Annotated in this window: 14 protein-coding genes; 8 read left to right on the top strand and 6 right to left on the bottom strand. The window is 54.3% G+C overall.

Annotated features, from left to right (window positions below; all coding sequences use genetic code 11):
• Window positions 1-46: 46 nt before the first annotated feature.
• Entirely contained in the window at window positions 47-820 is a 774-nt protein-coding gene (locus tag AD664_RS17445; RefSeq protein WP_053148175.1) for a MetQ/NlpA family ABC transporter substrate-binding protein, read from the top strand.
• Between the two features lie 566 nt (window positions 821-1,386).
• On the top strand, window positions 1,387-2,784 hold the full coding sequence (locus AD664_RS27555) for a hypothetical protein (RefSeq protein ID WP_157061580.1): 1,398 nt from the start codon (window positions 1,387-1,389) through the stop codon (window positions 2,782-2,784).
• A 1-nt stretch (window position 2,785) separates the two neighbouring features.
• On the opposite strand, the gene AD664_RS17440 is transcribed toward AD664_RS27555, so the two are convergent.
• The 3 genes from AD664_RS17440 to AD664_RS17435 all read right to left on the bottom strand — a co-directional run bounded on the left by AD664_RS17440 (window position 2,786) and on the right by AD664_RS17435 (window position 5,902).
• The gene (locus AD664_RS17440; RefSeq protein ID WP_053148173.1) at window positions 2,786-3,646 is read right to left on the bottom strand and encodes a DNA adenine methylase; all 861 of its coding nucleotides are present in this window, start codon (window positions 3,644-3,646) and stop codon (window positions 2,786-2,788) included.
• A 280-nt stretch (window positions 3,647-3,926) separates the two neighbouring features.
• Window positions 3,927-5,192, bottom strand: a complete 1,266-nt coding sequence (locus AD664_RS27145; protein ID WP_157061579.1) for a Fic family protein — start codon at window positions 5,190-5,192, stop codon at window positions 3,927-3,929.
• Between the two features lie 359 nt (window positions 5,193-5,551).
• Entirely contained in the window at window positions 5,552-5,902 is a 351-nt protein-coding gene (locus AD664_RS17435) for a DUF6124 family protein (protein ID WP_053148171.1), read from the bottom strand.
• A gap of 760 nt (window positions 5,903-6,662) precedes the next feature.
• On the opposite strand from AD664_RS17435, the gene AD664_RS17430 reads away from it, so the two are divergent.
• From AD664_RS17430 to AD664_RS17420, 3 genes are all read left to right on the top strand, one after another.
• Window positions 6,663-7,301 (top strand): hypothetical protein, encoded by a 639-nt coding sequence (locus AD664_RS17430; RefSeq protein WP_053148169.1) that lies wholly within the window; start codon window positions 6,663-6,665, stop codon window positions 7,299-7,301.
• Window positions 7,302-7,418: 117 nt separating this feature from the next.
• Window positions 7,419-7,976, top strand: coding sequence for a hypothetical protein (locus AD664_RS17425; RefSeq protein ID WP_157061578.1), 558 nt, complete (start codon window positions 7,419-7,421; stop codon window positions 7,974-7,976).
• A 116-nt stretch (window positions 7,977-8,092) separates the two neighbouring features.
• Window positions 8,093-8,467: a lysozyme inhibitor LprI family protein gene (locus AD664_RS17420; protein WP_080922152.1), complete on the top strand. Its 375-nt coding sequence runs from the start codon at window positions 8,093-8,095 to the stop codon at window positions 8,465-8,467.
• A 221-nt stretch (window positions 8,468-8,688) separates the two neighbouring features.
• On the opposite strand, the gene AD664_RS17415 is transcribed toward AD664_RS17420, so the two are convergent.
• Window positions 8,689-9,387 (bottom strand): glutathione S-transferase, encoded by a 699-nt coding sequence (locus AD664_RS17415; RefSeq protein WP_053148164.1) that lies wholly within the window; start codon window positions 9,385-9,387, stop codon window positions 8,689-8,691.
• Window positions 9,388-9,536: 149 nt separating this feature from the next.
• On the opposite strand from AD664_RS17415, the gene AD664_RS17410 reads away from it, so the two are divergent.
• Together AD664_RS17410 and AD664_RS17405 are read left to right on the top strand one after the other, a co-directional pair.
• Complete coding sequence (locus AD664_RS17410) at window positions 9,537-10,100, top strand: TetR/AcrR family transcriptional regulator (RefSeq protein ID WP_053148314.1); 564 nt, start codon at window positions 9,537-9,539, stop codon at window positions 10,098-10,100.
• Window positions 10,101-10,233: 133 nt separating this feature from the next.
• On the top strand, window positions 10,234-11,367 hold the full coding sequence (locus AD664_RS17405; RefSeq protein WP_053148162.1) for a diguanylate cyclase: 1,134 nt from the start codon (window positions 10,234-10,236) through the stop codon (window positions 11,365-11,367).
• A 36-nt stretch (window positions 11,368-11,403) separates the two neighbouring features.
• On the opposite strand, the gene AD664_RS17400 is transcribed toward AD664_RS17405, so the two are convergent.
• Window positions 11,404-12,192 (bottom strand): SDR family NAD(P)-dependent oxidoreductase, encoded by a 789-nt coding sequence (locus AD664_RS17400; RefSeq protein ID WP_053148161.1) that lies wholly within the window; start codon window positions 12,190-12,192, stop codon window positions 11,404-11,406.
• Between the two features lie 272 nt (window positions 12,193-12,464).
• Window positions 12,465-13,190 (bottom strand): hypothetical protein, encoded by a 726-nt coding sequence (locus tag AD664_RS17395; RefSeq protein ID WP_053148158.1) that lies wholly within the window; start codon window positions 13,188-13,190, stop codon window positions 12,465-12,467.
• Window positions 13,191-13,640: 450 nt separating this feature from the next.
• Here AD664_RS17395 and AD664_RS17390 point away from each other — a divergent pair.
• Window positions 13,641-13,838, top strand: a 198-nt coding sequence (locus AD664_RS17390; RefSeq protein WP_157061577.1) for a transposase, incomplete at its 3' end; no start/stop codon positions are given.

The raw sequence follows: 13,838 nt of genomic DNA, 5'->3' as shown, positions 1-13,838 counted from the left end.
TTCGCTGGCAGGTGCCGCAAGCGGGCACTCACAAGGAGTTAGCTGAATGAAGAAGTTACTGGTTGCCTTCGCTGCCGTCGCAGCCTTTTCCGCCCACGCCGCCGAGACCCTGAGCGTCGCGGCAACGCCGGTACCGCACGCGGAAATCCTCGAGTTCGTCAAACCGGCATTGGCCAAAGAAGGCGTGGACCTCAAGGTCAAGGTCTTCACCGACTACATCCAGCCCAACGTACAGGTCGCCGAAAAACGCCTGGACGCCAACTTCTTCCAGCACCAGCCGTACCTGGATGAATTCAACAAGGCCAAGGGCACCCACTTGGTGAGCGTGGCCGGTGTGCACCTGGAGCCCCTGGGCGCGTACTCCAGCAAGTACAAGAAACTCGACGAACTGCCGGGCGGCGCCAACGTGGTCATCCCCAACGACGCCACCAACGGCGGCCGTGCGCTGTTGCTGCTGGCCAAGGCCGGAGTGATCACGCTCAAGGATCCGACCAACATCCTGTCGACCATCAAGGACATCACCGAGAACACCAAGGACCTGAAATTCCGTGAACTGGAAGCCGCGACCATCCCACGCGTGCTGACCCAGGTCGACCTGGCGCTGATTAACACCAACTATGCGCTGGAAGCCAAGCTCGATCCGTCCAAGGATGCGCTGGTGATCGAAGGCAGCGACTCGCCTTACGTGAACATCCTGGTAGCGCGTGACGATGATAAGGACAGTGACGCGATGAAGAAGCTGGTCGCGGCGCTGCATAGCCCGGAAGTGAAGGCTTTTATTCTTGAGAAGTACAAAGGCGCGGTATTGCCGGCGTTTTGAGCTGATCAGGTGGTGAAAAAACGGGGCTGCGTGGGAATGTAGGCCCGTTTTTTTATGCCCAGATAGTACTGGACCGTGGCGAGATGGTACTCGTCGTAGGATGATCGCAAGCATTTCTAAGGTGTTGGGAGGTAATCCAGCGCATCCGCAACGTGCGCAGTACTGTCGCTTTGGCGTGAGTTGGGCAAGGATGTCCAGCGATTCTGCATAATAGAAGTAAAACGGCTGTTATCTCGAAACTTGATGAGCGGATCTGGAGTGGTTGTGGCAGATATCAAAAGGCTGGCATGATCAACTCTCCTGAGAGCATAAAGGAGTATCAACTCATGTCAGTGACCCGACGTTTACTACTCTCCATATCTTATGGACCACTGGACTGTTCGAAAACGTGGACGGCTCCGCCTCTCTCCAGCTGAGCTAACAAGAAGATGCAGCATCAACCTGCAAGAATGAAAGCCATCGGTGCCACTATTCCGCGCCCGTTCAACGAACTCCTATGGCGTTCTGGCTCATTGCGGAATTGACATCAAGCGCGTGTCTCTTATTACAGTCAAGGGGTGGGGAAAATGAGCTCGAGAAAAACCATTTCCATTAATAGCATTTTGCTCGATTCCGAAAATGCTAGGCATGGAGAAAAACAATCTCAGCGCGACATCTATAAGTGGATGACCTCTGGGGCTGTTGCTCAAAAGGTTATAAAGCTAGCAACAGACATTGCCACAAAAGGCTTGAGTCCTTTTGATGGTATGGGAGTGATTCCATCAAAAGAAACCGAAAAAGAACCTTGGATTGTCGTTGAGGGAAATCGTCGTGTTGCAGCACTTAAGTTTTTGAATAACCCTAAGATTTGTCCTGACTTGAAGTTACGAAAACAATATGAGCAGTTGAAAAAAAGGGCTTCCTCACAAATACCATTGCGCGTTGAATTTGCGGTGTTTAAAGATTTTTCAGAGGCGGCTTATTGGATACAGTTGCGGCATGGTGGGGAGCATGGCGGCATTGGCATTTCCTCGTGGGGCCCGAAAGAGTACGACAGTTTCCTCGCGAGACTAGGAAGTAGAGGTACAAACCGATCGGCAGTGAATCTACTTTCATATGCGCTATCTAAGGGGCTTGTTACACCAGCTCAATATGATCAGATATCTGCGACTACTTTATACCGAATGCTGAGCACACCTGCTGTTCGTAAAGAGCTAGGTTGTCATGTTTCGAAGGGTGAAGTATTCCGTATTGCCGATGAGGAGTATTTTGATCGCGCAGTGGCTACAATGTTGATAGCAATGGCTAGCGGCCAAGCATCTGTGACTAAGCTCAAGAGCCGTACTCAACGTGAGGATTTTGCAAAGGAATTGAAGATTGCTGGTAGGTGGGAGGATTATGATGAGCAGGCACCTCAACCGATTTCAGCTGATCTCAACACTATAGGTAGCCCTGAGACTGAGGACGAATCCCCCAATGAATCAGGAACAAGAGACGAACAGAAAAAAACGGGGAATCCTGCAAAGCCTCGTTCAGGCACGCGAGATAGATTGTTCGTCGTAAAAGGTCATGGTCTTGATGTTCCTGCTAGCCAAACCAAAGTTCAAGATATTTTACGTGAACTAGCAACGCTGAAGCACTCTGGTACAAAAGGAACGCCTATATCCGTATCGTTTCTTTTGAGGGCTCTACTGGAGTTGAGCTCGGATAATTACCTGAACAGCAACCCAAACGCTATTCGGAGGCTTGAACAAAATACGCCACTTAGGGAAAAAGTAAAATGTTCGGCTAGGCATATGCATGCAAACGGCAAGCTAAGCCAAGACAGCTTGGATGTAGTTTCAAGGCACTGTGCTGAAGATGGAGGAATGCTAACAATTAGCACACTTCAAAAATATCTTCATTCAACAGCTCATTTTCCAAATGGAGAGACTCTAAATTCTATGTGGAGTGAGTTAAAGCAGTACATTATTGAATGTTGGTAAATTAACGTCTCAGCGTTGGAGGAGTATGTAGTTCTATATTTCCATAAAACATAGCCTCCGTGGCCTTCGGTCTTAGCATGTGGGTAGAGTAGTGAAGTGAAAACTCAACCCCGCGTGCTTGCTTATATAAAGTATTGATTTCACTGCAATTATCATACGTAACCAACCAAGGTGTATTGATATTCATCACCATCGTGGCTATCTGCTGATGATCATTCGGTTGGTAGTGATTGCGATAGAGCTGGCTGCCCTTTTCATAATATGGGGGATCAAGATAGATTAATGACTTTTGACCAATTTCTAGCTCAGGGTGGGCTAGTAGTTCCATAGCATCAATATTAAAAAGCTGGATGCGTTCACGAAAATTTGCAACTCTAATTATTCGCTCGATCAGTTTTTCCTTTTTATATCGAGCATCGATCAGATATTTACCTGTTTGCTTAATCCCCCCAATAACTCCGCCTTTTATCATTCCTGAACGATTTGTCCGATTAAGAAAAAATGTGGCAAAGCCCAGAACCGTACGATCTACTGCACCGGCGTCGTCAACAATAGCTCGTTGCGCATGCCACGTATCCATAGTCACAGGTGTTTCCTTGATCATTTCGACAAGTCGCTCAGTATCATTGAGGACAGCCCACCAGAAGGCATGAACCACCGGATCAAGATCATTGATGGCGATACGTTCAACATGTTCATTTGTGAGCAAGTACATCGCAGCCCCGGCTCCGCCAGCATAGGGTTCGACGTAGAGTCCGCCGTCTAGAGCGTTGTGCTTGAGGAGCTGAGCAAGCCAAGCCCCTAGACGACCTTTGCCGCCAGGGTAACGTAGGGGAGTAACGAAGGAGGGAGCTATAGACATTTCAGTTCCAGAAACGCGAATGGCGCGTAGCCTATCCGAAAGCGAACGCCGATGGCGATCTAAAATTTCCTTAGCTCAGCCGGCGACGGGCAGATTTTTAGAGACGTTTGTCCCGGAGTCATCCAAATAGTTACAAGTCGCATCCGCGCCAAGCTATGGTGATGACGTAGTTCTCACCAAGGATCTGCGCCCAGTTTCAGGATAATCATGTTGGAAAGGGACTGATTTTCTTCTGTCCTCGAGAAAACTCGCTCATACTTTTCTGTGCGGGAACTCAGCACTACCAAAGCTGAGGGAATAGGTACTCAATCACATGCGTCGACAAAGAAGCCTTATAATATTTATCTTTGCTAATATTGATAAGGCGTTCAGACTCCATTTGTTTAAACGTTGCACGAAGAGACTGCTCGCTTTTTCCCAAATAGGCACATATATCTGATTTTGTCTGCGGGCCTCTGTCCAGTAGATATTTATATATATCCCGAGCTGCTAACTTTAGAAGAGGGAGCTCTTCATCAGGCGCGGCCGGCAGAGCTCCCTTTGCACGCATTTCAAAATATATATCGATTCGTAAATTAAGTTTCCTTGGCTCAAGCAGCTCAGAGAAATATGATATTTGATCTAGCGCAGTATCAATAAAATATTTTATGAAATAAGCCAGCCCACCGTCAGATAGTGTTCCTCGCCCATCTGTCATTCCTTGACGGACTTTGTCTGCTTGTGCCAATGCATTATAATAGGCTTTTGTATCTCTGGCGAAACCTCGAGTTATAGACCATAAGCCGTAGCCGCCGAAGCCAGAGTGTCTCATGTAGCAATCTGTCAGCAACCTAATTACTCGACCATTTCCGTCAAGAAATGGATGAATCCAAGCTAGCCGGTGATGCAATGAAGCTGCAGCTATAACACGATTTGTTCCATGAATTTTCGAAAGAGTGAAACTCCTCTGCAACCAATCCATATAAGAGGTTAGCTCTCTGGCGGGCGGTGGTTCGTGACCTCCAACTATCACAAGATGCTTCCGGTACTCACCAGGAACGACCAATAATGGGCTACCTTGCTCATCTAAAGCTATTTCGCCATCCTGATTCCTGACAACTAACTGATCTTCAGGCAATCCTTGATAAAACGATCTGTGCAACTCTTTAATAAAATCCTGCGTGGTGATTTCGTCTGCAGACGTTTGTCTTTTCTTAAGCCTGAGCTGAACTTCTAGATGAGCAAGAAGCTCTTGCAAGGCTTTAGACCTAGTGGCTGGAAGGTTATTGATTGGCTGTGTTTGTGGGGCCTGAATTTTCAATAACTCTTTGGGATGCGTAGGATTTCCTTCGATACGATTGCTGTAATAGCAGTTTACCTGCCGCAGGAGCCACTCCACGGATTCCCTAATAGAGGCAGGCACACTTTGATTTAGGTGTGAGTCAGTTTGATATAAATGCACAAGCTTATCTTGATAATCTCCTAGCTTAAGTCCGTCAAGGTATGGTGTTATAGATATCATTTTTTCTCGCAGACTAGGTGGTTGAAGGATGATTCGCTTGTCCAATCAATATAACAGAATTTATACCTATTGCATCAACACAAGCTGTAGCCAAAATCCCGCAAAACTCTAAAACCGAGGAATTTACTCCGTCAAAGGGGTACCTGATAGGAGCCAAATTATCAGTTACCTGCGTTTAAGAAATGGCTACTGAATAGCCTATTCCCGAACGTGATTTCGTAACCGAAGCAACCTGTAGAGATTAGTACCAATTTAAGACGCAATCTACCTTTCGCAATGTGCGGCTTTCACAGTCATTACTCCTTCATGCGACCCACCCTATGGTTGAGAACATAGATACTCAAATGAAACGAAGCAAGCCCGACACAAGATGCCGGGTTTGCTTTTTGGTAGGATTTTACCTGCTACCGCGGCTCAACGTTATCTAACACCCGGTTTGCCAGCAACGAACTCAACTCAATCAATTGCTGGATACCGAGAGCGATGTGGCGGCGTGAGCCTTCCAGGTCGAAGGCCAGGTTACTGACCATCGCGTCGGCTGCCGCCAAGGTTTCGCTGAGGTTGGCGAGCAGGCATTCGTTGTCGGCGTTTTTTGCGACGGTGAAGAGCTGGCCCGGTTGGGACGCATCTTCTGATTTTGGTAGCAGGTAATAATCCAAGACGCGATTGGTGGCTTCGTCGTGTTTCTTGGCTTTGGGTTTGGTTCGCGAGGAAGCTTGGTCCGCCTCTGGCGGATTCGGTGTAGGTTTGAACATGTGCTGATTACTCCATGGTTAAGCCGCAACCTCTTCCCTACTAAAAGAAGGGTGGCGGCTGTACGCAGGTTAGTAGACCGGGGAGATCAGCATTGCCGGCGCGCCGAAGCGCCCTGCGCACAGCCACCATCAAGGGCAAAGTGAGAACCTGCCTGGATGGAGAGCTCATGCATTTTACTGACACAACCGCGGGCTACTAAACCCGACCACTGATGGGCAGTGGCAGGAAAACGATAGAGCCCAGAGGCAAGGTGCACAAGCGGGCGGATTCTGGCGTAGTTGTAGGCAATGACGCAAGGTTGGGTAGCCTGGCGGTCGGTTAGCGGCGGGAGGATAAACAGGGCTTGGGTTTGGCCTGAAAATTGGGACTAGGTGGGTTTGCGCTTGGGGTTTGAATTGGCTTTGCGGTTTTGTCTGTAGGAGTTTTTCAGGGTGGTTGGGGCTGCTTTGCAGCCCAGCGGGAGCAAGCTCCCTCGCCACGGGGTGTGAGTTGTTCAGAGGGTTGGGGCTGCTTTGCAGCCCAGCGGGAGCAAGCTCCCTCGCCACGGGGTGTGAGTTGTTCAGAGGATTGGGGCTGCAATGCTGCCGCCGGGGATAAATCTCCTCGCCACGGTTGATCTCATTGGATTGGCTGTCACCGGCAGCGGTCATTCGGTTGTTTGTGATGATGGCACGGTGCCAGAATGGCTGTGGTTCACCAAGATTCGCCCGGCCAATGTAGAAGCCTGGCATTCAGGACAAGCACAACTCAGGAGCAACCATGTCTTATTTCAAAGCAACCGCCGTCGTTATTGCCTTTGCTTCGCTGGTGGGATGCGCGACAAACCGATCCGAGGTCGACGTAACCGGCCCCGCGCCGCAAGCGGGCACGTCGGCCCAAGGTCAGCAGGTGTACATCAACGCCTTGGACGAACGGGTCTTCCAGATTGACCCACCCAGCGCCGATATCCCTTCGCTGAAAAACGATGAAGAAGTGAACGATACCAGCGTCACTCATCGTGCTATTGGCCGAAAGCGCAACGGCTTCGGCAAAGGGCTGGGCGATGTGGTGCTGCCCTCGGGTCGTACCGTTTCGCAACTGGTGGGCAATGCAGTGGCGACGGCCTATCAGCAGGCCGGCTATCAGGTTGTGACAACGCCAACGCCGAGCGCCACAGCGGTGAATGTGCACATTATCGAGTACTGGACGTGGTTCTCTCCCGGTGCATTCACCGTGGCGGTGAACAACAAGGCCCACTTGAAAATCGAAACCCCTGGCGCAGCGCCGCTTGAGGTGATTACCACTGCGCGCGATAGCATGCAGATGGCCACCGACGGTGACTGGAAAAAGATCAACGAGCAGGGCCTCAAAACCATCGTCGCCGAGACCGGCAAGCAACTGGGCAAAGCCAAGCCATAAGGCTACACGACAGCCAGAACGAATCCGACGCGCCGATACGTAGCGTTGCTCTAAAGAGGGGCAAAGGGCAAATTGCAGTCGCGAATGAACTTGCTCCTTTTTAACCCGAGTGCCCGCATGAATTCACTACACGAAGACAATCGAAAGCGCTTGATACGACTCATCGACCAGATCCCGGTTAACGCGAACCCCGAGGGTTGGACTCATGTCACCTCGATAGCCGTCGGCGGGCTGCTATCGGTAGGTTTCTCGCAGAAAGGTCCTTATTTGCTGGTTGTCTCAAGCTCGGGTCGGAGTGTTGTGCACGGCGACACAGGAGAAAAAATTGAGCGCGACTATGAAGAATATGCGGGCTTGAGTGAGCTCGGGTTGCATTGCCAGGGCATTGGCGTGATCGCCGATGAAGTCGTACCGCTGTGTGGCCTACAGGGCGGTGGCTTGCCCACCGGCAACATGGCCGGGGAAGGGCTGGAGTTGGTTTCTCCGGATTGGCCTGAAAACCGCCTTATTCTAAGCAAACCCTTCAAGGATGCCCTGATGGAGGGTCATCAAAAGGATTGCACGGTGATCTACAAAGACCACGTGAGGGCGTTCGGATTCTCCTGGTGTGGGAACTACATCGTCGCGGCGTGCAGCAGCGACCTCGATCTTTGGTCGAGAGCGTCAAAGCTGTAACGACAGGCAGCGCGGCGGCGAGGGCGTTGCAGTTGTACTTCATTGTTCTCCAACCCTCATGATAGATTCCCCGCCGCGACCTCTAATCAATAGAGGGCATTCAGGGAGAGAAGTGAGTGATCAAGTCTTTGTTGGTTGGGGCGTTGCTGGCAATGGCATCGGCATCTGCATTCGCGATGAGCTGCGATAACCCTAGAAACGCCTACGACAGAACCTATTGCGCGTCGCTGAAAATGGTTCAGTCGGATCAGGAGATCAATGAACAGTACAAGAAGACGATGAGTGCGCTGAACCCGGATCAGAAGAAAAAGGTGAAAGCCGCGCAAATCCAGTGGATCAAAAATCGTGACAGCGCTTGCTCCAACGATGGTCTGCTCTACCTGGACTGTGCCAATGAGAAGACCGAGGCGCGTATCGTCATACTCAAGGCTGTCGAGCGCGAGTGCCGTGCCGCTGGTTGCGACGACGCCAAGCTGTCGCAAGTCGAGTAAGCCGTAAAACAATGAGCATGCGGGGCTTGCTCTCGCTCATTCAACGGTGCGCTGCATCCCTTTCGCACCCGTGACTCATTCGCGGGACAAGCGAAAAGCCGCAAAGAGAAACCCGACGTAAGCGTCGGGTTTTTCTTTGGCGGGTTCACCCGCGATCCAACACCCGACTCGCCAGCCAGGCACTCAACTCGCCCGTGGCCGCTGACGAGGCATTTTCATTGCTACGCGGCACCGCGCTCGACCATCGCACGCCATGCCTGGACGCTGGGGCGCTGTTGCATCCTGGCGTGCCAGGCGCGCAGCGCGGCGCAGTCCTCGGGCACGGGGAGTTGCACCAGCGAGGCGAAGATCATGCCGCCCAGCACGGCAATGTCGGCCATCGAAAACGCGTCGCCCGCCACGTAAGGTTGGTCTTTGAGCAGGTTGTCGAAATAACGCATGCCACGAACAGCCTTATCGCCCATCCGGCGGCCCCACTCAGCGTTCTGGTACAGCTCGACCTGCGGGCCCAGGCCCGGCGTAGCGTGGTGGAAGTAGGCGCTGACGGCATCGAGGAATTCGATTTCGGCGCGCTTGGTCATCATATGGATGATGCCTTGCTCGAGCGGCGTCCTGCCCGTCAGCGTCGGCTCACCGTCCAGGCCATCCAGGTACTGGGTAATGGCCGTGCACTCGGCGATTCGCGTCACGTCATCCAGCTCCAGCACGGGCAATGTCCCGGAGTAGTTGATGGCCAGGAATTCAGGTGCCTTGTGCTCGCCGGTCCAGAGATTGATCGGTACGAACTCAACGTTCGACAGCAAGCCCTTTTCCGTCAGCGCGATGCGCACGCGGGCGGGGTAGGGGCCGTTGAACCAGTCGTAGATTTTCAGCGTAGCGGGCGTTGAAGAAGCGTCACGGCGTTGCTGCGGAGCGGTCATGATTGTGTCCCTGCCTGTCAGTTGGTAGGCAAAGACTGGGCCCTATTTTCTACCTCGTCAAGCCCCTACCTGACAATTGGCAGGTAAGCGGTGATGGGCGTAGAATCCCTGCCTCTGATCCATTTGAATCTCGAAGCGAGGTGGCAAACGTGAACGAAAATGCTCGAGAGGCCATTTTGGCGGCGGCCCGATCAGCCGCCCAACTGCACGGTTACAGCGGGATCAATTTCCGTAGCATTGCCGAAGAAGTCGGCATCAAGAATGCGAGCATCTACTACCACTTCCCGAGCAAGGCCGGTCTGGGTGCCGCGGTCGCCGAACGCTATTGGCAAGACACGCGCCAGGCTTTGGAGCAGATACGCGCCGCCCACCCCGATCCGGCTGAGTGCCTGCGGCGCTACCCTTCCATTTTTCGCAGCTCGCTGAAGAACGGCAACAGGCTGTGCCTGTCCAGCTTCATGGCGGCCGAATCCGAAGACCTGCCCGAAGAAGTGATGCGAGAGGTCAAGGCATATGCGGACGTCAACGTGGCGTGGCTGACCCAAGTGCTGGTCGATGCCGGCGCCGGCACCCCGCAAGCCTGCGAGCGTCGAGCCTTGGCCATCTACACCGCCGTCGCGGGCGCGCAGTTGATTGCGCGAACGCGAATGGACGTCGACCTGTTCGATGACCTGATAGCCAGTTACCAGGAAGCGGGATTGATTCCAGCCTGACTGTCGGCGCCCTTTGCCCAGGTGGTTTCCCAGCCGCGCGACTTTGCGCAGGCTACGTGCGTAATTCGGTTGTTTGCGTTGCTGGCGAGGTGCCACAATCGTTCTTTTTTTGCGTCAGGCTCAGGTGAATCACATGGATTGCCTAGGATCTCGGAGTGACCAGGATTTCTTCATCGCCGAGCAGGTGCGAACCGATCGATTACAGCAACTCTTCCGCCAATCGGTTTCAGCGGTATTGGGCAGCTACCTGGCGGCCATCATGCTCAGCTGGTTGTGCTGGGACCGCCTTGAACACAGCGTCATCCTCTGGTGGCTGGGCATCCTGACCGGTACGACGCTGCTGCGCCTGTCGATGTTCGTGGCCTATTTCCGCAGCACCCAAAGTGAGCGCACACCGCAACGCTGGGAGCGCCGGTATTGGGCCACGCTGGTGCTGTCCGCCAGCGTCTGGGGGGGCGGGGCCTTCGTGATCATGCCGGCGGACGATCTGTTGTCCCAGGCGCTGGTCATGCTCTTTTCGGTCGGCATGTCCGTCAGCGCAGTGGCCTGTTACTCGGCCTACCGCGACATGACCCTCGTTTCCATCGGCCTGGTGCTGTTGCCGTGCACCGCCTGGCTGCTGGTCCAGCCGTCCACGATGCAAATGGGCCTGGCCCTTTCGATCCTGGTGTTCGCCGCCTTCGCCGCCCGCGCCACCCGGAAAATGTCCAAGGCCCTGGAAACCGCCTTCCGCCTGACCCGGGAAATGGAGCAGGCCAACAGCATCTCGACCCGTGCCGCCCAAACCGACGAACTGACCGGCCTGAAGAGCCGGCGAGCGTTCTTCGAACACGCCCAGCGGCTCTACCACGACTGCAAGATCCATCACCTGGAACTGTGCGTGGTGATGCTGGACATGGACCATTTCAAGCACATCAACGACACCTACGGTCATCAAGTGGGGGATCAGGTCTTGCGGCAGATGGGCGTGGTCATCAGCTCGTCGTTTCGTGCCACGGATATCCACGGCCGGCTCGGCGGCGAAGAATTCGCCATTTTGCTGCCCAACACCTCCCTGGCAGTGGCCATCGACATTGCGCAGACGCTCGTATCGACGATTGCCGGGTTGAAGGTCGACCCCGTCCAACGCATCACCGCCAGCCTTGGCGTTGCCTCCACGGCGGCGGGGCATAAAGACCTTAATGGCCTGATGAACAACGCGGACAAGGCGCTGTACCAGGCGAAGGCGCTGGGGCGTAACCAAGTGGCGGTGGCGCAGCCGTCGTAAACCGGCAGTTATCCACAGGTCTACCGCTGCACCCCGCTAGACAATGCTGTCCACCACGCCGCCATCCACGCGCAGCGCCGCCCCGGTGGTCGCCGAAGCCTGCTCCGAGCTGACATAGATGATCATGTTGGCAACTTCCTCGACACGCGCCGCCCGCTGGATGATCGAGGTACTCCGATGCTGTTTGACGAAATCCGCGCCGACCTTTTCCAGGCTGTCCCCGGTGCGCTCGACGTCGGCCTGGAGCATCTGGGCAACGCCTTCGGAAAGCGTCGGCCCAGGCAACACCGAGTTCACCGTGACGCCCGTGCCGGCGAGGCGCTTGGCCAAGCCGCGGGCAATTGAAAGCTGGCCGGTCTTGGTGAAGCCGTAGTGGATCATGTCGGCGGGAATATTCACGCCCGACTCCGACGACACAAACACAATCCGCCCCCAGCCACGCTCGACCATCCCCAGCGCATAGGCCCTGGAAACCCGCACGCCCGACATCACGTTGGTTTCGAAGAAACGCTGCCATTCGCTGTCCGGCGTTTCGAAAAAGTCTTCCAGCTTGAAAATGCCCAGGTTGTTGATCACCACATCGAAGCGCGGGTACTTGGCAACCAATACCCGGCAGCCTGCCTCGTTGCTGAGGTCGCCAACGAAGCCTTCGGCTTTGGCGGCGAGGCCACCCAGGCGCTGCAATGCGTCATCCACGCTGCTCTGGCTGCGACCGTTGATGACTACATGAGCGCCGGCGTCGAGAAAACCTTTGGCGGTCGCAAAACCGATACCGCTGGTGGACCCAGTGACCAGGACCTGACGTCCGGTGAAATCGATGTTCATGAGGGGGAACTCCTTGATTAATGAACCAGAGGAAGTGCGATATTTCTGACTGAACGGTAGTCCGACGGATTTAGAGATGGCTTTTCCGTCCCAACGTCGCCGATATCGCAGGCCCTTAATCATGGACACGATTGAGGCTTTGCGCCTCCTCGTGATCAAACAACCTTCAGGAAGCCGACCGCACCGCCAGCTCATAGCTGATCATGGGAATGGCCGCTGCGCAGCCCGGCGGGAGCAAGCTACCTCACCTCACGATTCGATAGAGCCGGCTTTCAGGCCTGCGCGCTGAATCGCTGCGCGGCACGCCGTTCAAGCATCGCGGCTTCCGTCTCTTGGGTCGCCAGTTCGCCTTTGTGCGCCAGTTGGTTGAAAAACAGCCCGTCCGAAAATTCCTGCGGCGGCACCGAACCGGCACGCTTGAGCAGCGGTGCCAGGTCGATAGTGCTGGCGAAATTTTCCTTGGTCAGATTGTAGCGGCCCAGGTAGCTGCCAGACCAAGGCGAGTCGGCATCCACCATGTCGATGGAGGCGTCGCGCAAGGCGCTGGCAGTGGCTTTCAAATCAGTGGATTCATTGAGCAGATCGGTGAGGCGCTGGGTTTCCGAGGTGCTGAGCTGCCCGGCGGTATTGAGCACTTTCAGCTTGCCATCGGCCTCGACGGTGAATCCGAATTTCTTGCTGGCCAAATCCGGGTGGGTTGCCGACAGCGTTGACTGGAATGCCTCGAAGGAGGTTTTCAACGTGTTTTTCGCGCTCTCGGCGATCGCGGCATAGCGAGGAAAATCTGGCGATTGGGATCGACCGACCCAGGTGGTAATGGCCACTAGGGGTTGCTCCACGGTCTGGGTTTCTTCACTGGGGTGGTAGATGGCTGCTGGGCCAGCGCTTGCCAGCTCCTTTACAGAGCCTGTTGGAGGATGAGTGACCAACGTCTGATCGGAGCGGGTGAGGTGGGTGTTGGCGGGTGCAATAGAGGCGGCGCTAAGGGTGAGTTCCATTTCATCGGTCCATGATTGGCGGATACATCGGGTTATCGACAGCCGGGGACCGAGCTTTAGGAAGGGAGATGGCGTGAGGTGAAGTCAGTTAGTTATGTGGCGGCTGTTAGGGCGCTATCGCGAGCAAGCTCGCACACAGGGATTTATGACGGATGCAATGCCTGTAAACAGCCTGGAAAAACTGTGGGAGCGAGCTTGCTCGCGATAGCGGTGAGTCTGCTTGCATCTATGTTGAGCGGACAAAAGGACAAAAGGCAGGACAAAAGGGGACGGACAAAAGGGGACGGATTTATTAATCGGAAGGACTGCCCGCTTCTGGCCGGTTAGCGACCCTTCCTCTGTTCAGCCATCCTTATCCTTCGACACGTGGAGGACTAGTCTGAACGAGCCCCTTGAAAGACAGGACACCGTTTCCCCCTTAGGATAAGGGATAGGCAAACGGGTATGTTTATGACTAACAGCAACGACAAGGGTGGCGGCGAACTGCTTGGCCAGGAGCGCCGTCGGCGCTGGAGTCCCGAGCAAAAGCTGGCCATGGTGCGCGAAAGCCTGGAGCCCGGGCAAAGCGTCTCGGTGGTCGCCAGGCGCAACGGCATAAATGCCAACCAGCTTTTCCTTTGGCGCAAGCTTTATCAGGAAGGCAGCTTG

The organism is Pseudomonas sp. P97.38 (assembly GCF_001269745.1).
GTDB classification, from domain to species: domain Bacteria; phylum Pseudomonadota; class Gammaproteobacteria; order Pseudomonadales; family Pseudomonadaceae; genus Aquipseudomonas; species Aquipseudomonas chlororaphis_E.
This window is presented reverse-complemented; position numbering and strand designations above follow the sequence as displayed.

Bases quoted from the DNA above. Each gene is read 5' to 3' on its own strand.
- AD664_RS17445 (WP_053148175.1), top strand. From the start codon at position 47: ATGAAGAAGTTACTGGTTGCCTTCGCTGCCGTCGCAGCCTTTTCCGCC.
- AD664_RS27555 (WP_157061580.1), top strand. From the start codon at position 1,387: ATGAGCTCGAGAAAAACCATTTCCATTAATAGCATTTTGCTCGATTCC.
- AD664_RS17440 (WP_053148173.1), bottom strand. From the start codon at position 3,646: ATGTCTATAGCTCCCTCCTTCGTTACTCCCCTACGTTACCCTGGCGGC.
- AD664_RS17435 (WP_053148171.1), bottom strand. From the start codon at position 5,902: ATGTTCAAACCTACACCGAATCCGCCAGAGGCGGACCAAGCTTCCTCG.
- AD664_RS17430 (WP_053148169.1), top strand. From the start codon at position 6,663: ATGTCTTATTTCAAAGCAACCGCCGTCGTTATTGCCTTTGCTTCGCTG.
- AD664_RS17425 (WP_157061578.1), top strand. From the start codon at position 7,419: ATGAATTCACTACACGAAGACAATCGAAAGCGCTTGATACGACTCATC.
- AD664_RS17415 (WP_053148164.1), bottom strand. From the start codon at position 9,387: ATGACCGCTCCGCAGCAACGCCGTGACGCTTCTTCAACGCCCGCTACG.
- AD664_RS17405 (WP_053148162.1), top strand. From the start codon at position 10,234: ATGGATTGCCTAGGATCTCGGAGTGACCAGGATTTCTTCATCGCCGAG.
- AD664_RS17400 (WP_053148161.1), bottom strand. From the start codon at position 12,192: ATGAACATCGATTTCACCGGACGTCAGGTCCTGGTCACTGGGTCCACC.
- AD664_RS17395 (WP_053148158.1), bottom strand. From the start codon at position 13,190: ATGGAACTCACCCTTAGCGCCGCCTCTATTGCACCCGCCAACACCCAC.